Annotated in this window: 1 protein-coding gene; it reads left to right on the forward strand. The window is 49.5% G+C overall.

Features of this window, described 5'->3' with window-relative positions; translation table 11 throughout:
• Nucleotides 1-651 (forward strand): IS110 family RNA-guided transposase (locus tag LSG37_RS21130; protein ID WP_233081983.1); only part of this gene is annotated, 651 nt, incomplete at its 5' end.
• Between the last annotated feature and the right edge of the window lie 235 nt (nt 652-886).

An 886-nucleotide genomic window follows, 5' to 3' on the forward strand; every position in this document is an offset into this window, starting at 1 on the left:
GTGGCCCATAAAACCGCGATGAGTAATCAGCTTCGTGGATTGCTGAATGAATTTGGTGTGGTCATTGCCAAAAGTGATGCAGCCTTGCGGTCTGCGATACCCGAAGTGCTGGAAGATGGTGAAAATGACGTACCGATGAGCTTTCGTGAAAGCATTGCTCAGATGTGGGCCTTGTTTCAGACCATAGAGGCGGAGTTAGCTCAGTTGACGCGACAGCAAACGGCGTTGACGATACAGGATGAACAAAGTCGTTCATTGATAGAGCTCGAAGGTGTAGGTCCGATAGGCGCATTGGGTTTAAAGCTGGCGATAGGCAATGGCTCGCACTTTAAAAATGGTCGGGATGCAGCGGCATGCTTAGGATTAACGCCGGTTCAGCACAGCAGTGGTGGCAAACAAAAAATAGGGTCCATCAGTCAAATGAGCGGGCATAAACGCTTACGCTCAGTGCTTATTCAGGGGGCGATATCGGTCCTGAGTTATTTAGATAAGCGAGAGGCCAGAACAGCCAAAGAGATATGGTTAAAAGCGCTGATGCAACGCAGAGGAAAGCGAATTGCGGCAGTGGCGCTAGCCAATAAAACCATCCGTACGGCCTGGGCAATGCTCAGTCGTGGAGAGAGTTACAAGGCGTCGTTGCAAACGGCGTAACGAGTTCTATCAAACAGATGCTTAAAACACAGGTAAGACCGACCATCAAGAGCCTGTTCGCCCCACAGCGTTGAGAAAACCGCTTTGTAGAGAAGGCATGATGGTGCGAATACATTGAAGGTGCAGAGGTAGCTCCTCACTAAAGCCCGTATATAAGTGCGCATCTATACCAGTGTGAGAAAATCTGTTGATAGTTCAGGGGAGTCCATATAAGGGGCGACCTTTATGGTCGCCC

Source organism: Rheinheimera soli, from assembly GCF_021290985.1.
Lineage (GTDB): Bacteria > Pseudomonadota > Gammaproteobacteria > Enterobacterales > Alteromonadaceae > Pararheinheimera > Pararheinheimera soli.